At 50.0% G+C, this 4,272-nt stretch carries 5 protein-coding genes; 1 reads left to right on the top strand and 4 read right to left on the bottom strand.

Annotation, left to right across the window (positions count from 1 at the left end; translation table 11 throughout):
* The 4 genes from VE954_RS27305 to VE954_RS27320 all read right to left on the bottom strand — a co-directional run.
* Positions 1–456 (bottom strand): hypothetical protein (locus VE954_RS27305; RefSeq protein ID WP_324958854.1); only part of this gene is annotated, 456 nt, incomplete at its 3' end.
* A 1,359-nt stretch (positions 457–1,815) separates the two neighbouring features.
* Positions 1,816–2,274: a hypothetical protein gene (locus VE954_RS27310; protein ID WP_324958856.1), complete on the bottom strand. Its 459-nt coding sequence runs from the start codon at positions 2,272–2,274 to the stop codon at positions 1,816–1,818.
* 448 nt (positions 2,275–2,722) lie between these two features.
* Positions 2,723–2,941: a helix-turn-helix transcriptional regulator gene (locus tag VE954_RS27315; RefSeq protein WP_324958858.1), complete on the bottom strand. Its 219-nt coding sequence runs from the start codon at positions 2,939–2,941 to the stop codon at positions 2,723–2,725.
* 29 nt (positions 2,942–2,970) lie between these two features.
* Entirely contained in the window at positions 2,971–3,321 is a 351-nt protein-coding gene (locus VE954_RS27320; RefSeq protein WP_324958859.1) for a hypothetical protein, read from the bottom strand.
* 373 nt (positions 3,322–3,694) lie between these two features.
* On the opposite strand from VE954_RS27320, the gene VE954_RS27325 reads away from it, so the two are divergent.
* Positions 3,695–3,964 carry a hypothetical protein gene (locus tag VE954_RS27325; RefSeq protein ID WP_324958861.1) on the top strand — a complete coding sequence of 90 codons (270 nt, stop codon included), beginning with the start codon at positions 3,695–3,697 and terminating at the stop codon, positions 3,962–3,964.
* Positions 3,965–4,272 lie beyond the last annotated feature (308 nt).

The raw sequence follows: 4,272 nt of genomic DNA on the forward strand, positions 1-4,272 counted from the left end.
GAGTCGATCAGTGTCGGTATCCGACAACCCCTGCGAGAGGAAATTGAAGCGAAGTTTCTCGGGAATTTCCAGTAGCCGATCGTGCACCAGTCTCGCGGCCTGGAATAGTTCCCTTTGGGTGACGTCGAGGTCAATCAAACGACCTGCCTCTTTCAAAGCGGAAATCTGCTCGTTGGCCGCCTGATAGTATTCGTAAGCCTGACGACTTTCGGCGATTGGGGGGAAATTGGGATTGCTTTGGCTGGAAGGTGACCGGAGCGCTGGATCACGAACCTGGTTATTGTCGCGGGAGTTTTCCCATTCCAGGCATGCACGGTAGATTTCAAATTTGTTGTTGCGGATTTCCTTACTGACGATGCTTTGCGACAACCTTCCGGACTTCACAGCCTGGGAGATTGCGCCCTTGGTCACGCCGACAATTTCGGCGAGTTCGGTTAGATTGCAGACTTTTCTCATCTGTTTCCTTTGAATTCATTCGTTCGAATCACGATCTTTGCGGGGTTAAACGTGACTTTCACTTATGTAGACAAAGGCGGGAGATTGGCAGAGTTGAGTTTAGGCCATGAAAATCCTTTTTTCAGAACGGGGGCGGTTGATCGTCACCCATTGCAGTGGCAGGGCTGGAAGGACCCAAGCCCTCAGTCGCTCATTCACCTCATTATTCCTAACATACGCATAAGGCAATTGCATCATTCTGCGTGTTTTCCGGCGGCAAACACAGTGAGGCCTCCCGTGGTCTTCACTGCATGCATTGCCACTTGTTCAAATGGAGAAGCCTATGGCTTTCAGAGCCTCGATTCGAAGCTCATCAGTTACTGATCCCGTGATTTTCGCAACGGTCGAAAGAAGACCTTCGTTAGGCTCCATTGGAGCTGAAACAGCCTGAATCTGTCGTCGGCGCTGTGAGCCATCATACTTGCATCCTCAAATTTCCGTTCACGTTGACCTTTGGGATTATGAGGGACGCTAGTCTGCTGTGATATTCGCAATGCCTGGCCAGCGATGTATCAACCAGCTGCGAATCTACAAAGCAAGGACCACCCTGATCGAAGCACTTGCATTTTCTGACAATCTCTCGCTTTACCGAATCGGCTCAGACCCTGCCATACGCGATCTGCGGCGCCAGTGCTGGGAACCTGTGGAATGCGTAACCCTGCAGCTGCTGGCATAAAGCTCGAAACTGCTATTATATTCTGTACGCGCCGATCCGGGGCCTCACGCGACCACGGACCATGGTCAATCCTTTCAGAGCGTTAGGGGATGTTACGGACAAATTGTCCGTATGTTATGACGCGTTCAACACTGCCCCATCGCCGTTTACCTCCCTCCAGTTGGTAAAGTGTTCACTGGTTGCCTATTTGGCGAATGCGGCTTTGGAATTACGGAGGGTCGCCATGCGCTACTCGGCTTTGGTGAGGCAATGGCCTGAAAAAGAAAGCGGGCTGCCTATCGTGGTGCGGGAGCAACGCTAGAACTATCGGAAAGCATCCGACGCGGACCCGAAGCGCTACTTTCGATCGCACAGCGCCTGAGCATTTGGTTCGTCTTTTCGACAGATCTTGTCGATATAGTCCCAACACCCACCGGAGTCGAGGCATTTATCGGCATCATCGGTCATCGTAATAATTACACCAGCGAACGCTAATGTGAGTAGGAGAGAAATGACAACGAGCATAATCTTCACAGCTTAGAGCCTTCGCATGACGAGGAACGCATATGCGAGATGGACAAAGCCCGCATAGTGCGGAATTTCTGCTGCCGCAGTTGATGACGGAGCAGGGTGCTTCGACATGGATTATGCTAAGAGCCTATACGCTACGCATCAAACTTCTTGCTCGGCAGACAAACCTCAGCACGGCACACCAAATCACCGTTTCTTGCCCTACGGAACGTGCATTCACGGAACAGGTAACGGTACTCGCCAAACTGCTGCCGCTTGCGGGCGATGAAGAATTCCAGGAGGGCCAGTATCTCAACAGATTCCGCAGGGATTCGCGAACGCATATCTGCGAGCAAATTGTGACGATCGGCATCCGGATAGCAGTCGTGATAAACGACGGCATTCCAGATCGTCCAGGGAGTCTCGAGCAGTTTATTGAGTTCATCGACGCTTTTCCCGCCGGCATGGTGCCACTCGGTGATAAGCGGCTCCATATATTCCTGCAGAACTGCTGATACTGGCTTTCCAAGAGTTAGCGCCGCCATATCAAAAGTCATCATCTCTCTTGCTCCTCCTTTCAATTTGGTGAGCAGAGTATCACGGGCCAGTAACATGCTCCTCCATCTTTTGTTTCTCCGGGAGGGAGGGGATGCGTTCAACCCGTGGTTGAGAGCATATGACGTATCGCACACATCAGCGGGATGTGCGCAGACATCATGCGCGCACAAAAGGCTTGACACTTTGATGACATTTGTACCAATGGATCGATATGTCATTGAATCTTGTGACGCAGGCAAAGTGCTTGGCGAACAGGTTGGAGCACTTGACCTCAGCCAGTCATCGGTGCGTGCAAACCGTACACGCACCGATGGCGTCATCAATGGCTGAATCAGCTCCAGAAAATTTTAAAGTGGCATTGGTTTACACTGATCGCCAGGAAAGATTTTTCCAGCACTTCGACGCGCGTTGCTCGAAAGAGAACACCCTTACCTTCCAGGAATCTTTGATGGCTGCTTCGATGTCTGCGAAACCAGCGTGGATGCGATTTGGATTTTGGGATCGTCAGGATGCCGAATCTTCGCGAACTTCCTGAACAACATAACCGGCATTGACGGACAGAGTCTTCATCAAACAGTCCATCGTAAAAAGCCTCGGAATCTTGCGACCTGCCTCGATGTTGGCAAGATAGGAATAGGAGTACCCGCACCGTCTGGCCATCTCACGCAAAGTAAGGCCTTGCTTTTCTCTGTAGTACCGTAGTTGCTTGCCAAAGTCGTTCATTCGAATCCCATAAGAATGTGAAAGTATATTCAGTGCCGACAAAGAGCGTTAATTTTCCAGCTGACATCGTATTTTGGGCGATTTGCCTGGATTGCATCCATGCGTTCTCGGGAATCCCGTGGGTGATCTACCGAGCGGATTCCAAGACACCGGACCAGGTGGATAATCTGATATTTGTAAAGATAGTATGGAGAAGTATCCAGATTTTCAACAACAAGGCCCGGCAAATACTCAGTCTGTGGAGAAGTTGGGATGCGTTCATCTTCGATAATCTGGCGAATTTGTCCTTCGGATATATTCAGAAGCCAGACCAGATCGGGTATGGACATTCGGAACCAATCAGGCTGCTTTTTGAGATAGCCAATCAAAAATCTCTTCAATCATTTCTCTTTTATGAGTCGGCCGCCTGCTGAACTACTCCAAACCAATTATATCCTGCAGGCTTCGATTTTTCAAAGGAAAACAATGTGTTTTAGATAAAACTCCAGGTTAGTATCTGGGGACCAGGCCCCTTTCATGAGCCAGGTGTTAAAGCTGATTATAAATGCTTGTCGGCAGCACCGGACGATCGAGCAGTGCAATAAAAAAACCAACTGACAGACGGTTGCCTGTTAGTCTTGTTGCCTCAAAGCGAAGGTGTAGCAGCCCGTCAGAGTTTGATGTTCTGTCTTCAGAAAGCATCATGATACGATCTGCGTTGATGAACTTCGGCGGACTTTCGTGGATCTGCCACAGGACTGTAAGGGTTATGAAATGAGAGCCGCAGTCTATACGCAATACGGTCCTCCTGAAGTGGTTACGATCCAGGAAGTCATGACGCCATCACGCAGAAAAAATGAGGTGCTTGTAAGAGTCCATGCGTCCACCGTGAAATGCAACGACCGTGGATTCAGAACGCCTGAATATCCTTTTATCATCAAGCCAGTCCATGGATTCCGATTCCCACTGGAGCAGATCGTCGAAGCCTATCGATACCTGCAGGCGGAACAGAAATTAGGGAATGTCGTCGTTGCGTTCGGTTAACTTATTGGGGAAGGAATCTTAAGCTCGAGCTATCGGCCCAGGATGGCTTTCAGAGGAGCTTGCAGTAATGATCAGAGGAGTGGAATCAATGAAAATTGCGGCAGCTGTCCTTTGCCTGGGGTGCCTCATTTCTGTCGGCTTTCAGATCGGGCTGGTACTCGGTTTTCCCGTATCCATTCGGCAACCTAGCTCAACATGATATTCCCGTTGTGGTTTGATGGGCTCACGAAAGGAGATCCATCATGTCAGATCTCAAAGTTGAAGCCGTCCGCTGCATAATCGATAACTTCCGTCGCACGCGTCGAGCC

Origin of the sequence: Oligoflexus sp. (assembly GCF_035638955.1) — a bacterium.
GTDB lineage: Bacteria > Bdellovibrionota_B > Oligoflexia > Oligoflexales > Oligoflexaceae > Oligoflexus.

Excerpts from the sequence above, each read along its gene's own strand:
- VE954_RS27310 (WP_324958856.1), bottom strand. The coding sequence starts at position 2,274 with ATGTTACTGGCCCGTGATACTCTGCTCACCAAATTGAAAGGAGGAGCA.
- VE954_RS27315 (WP_324958858.1), bottom strand. The coding sequence starts at position 2,941 with ATGAACGACTTTGGCAAGCAACTACGGTACTACAGAGAAAAGCAAGGC.
- VE954_RS27325 (WP_324958861.1), top strand. The coding sequence starts at position 3,695 with ATGAGAGCCGCAGTCTATACGCAATACGGTCCTCCTGAAGTGGTTACG.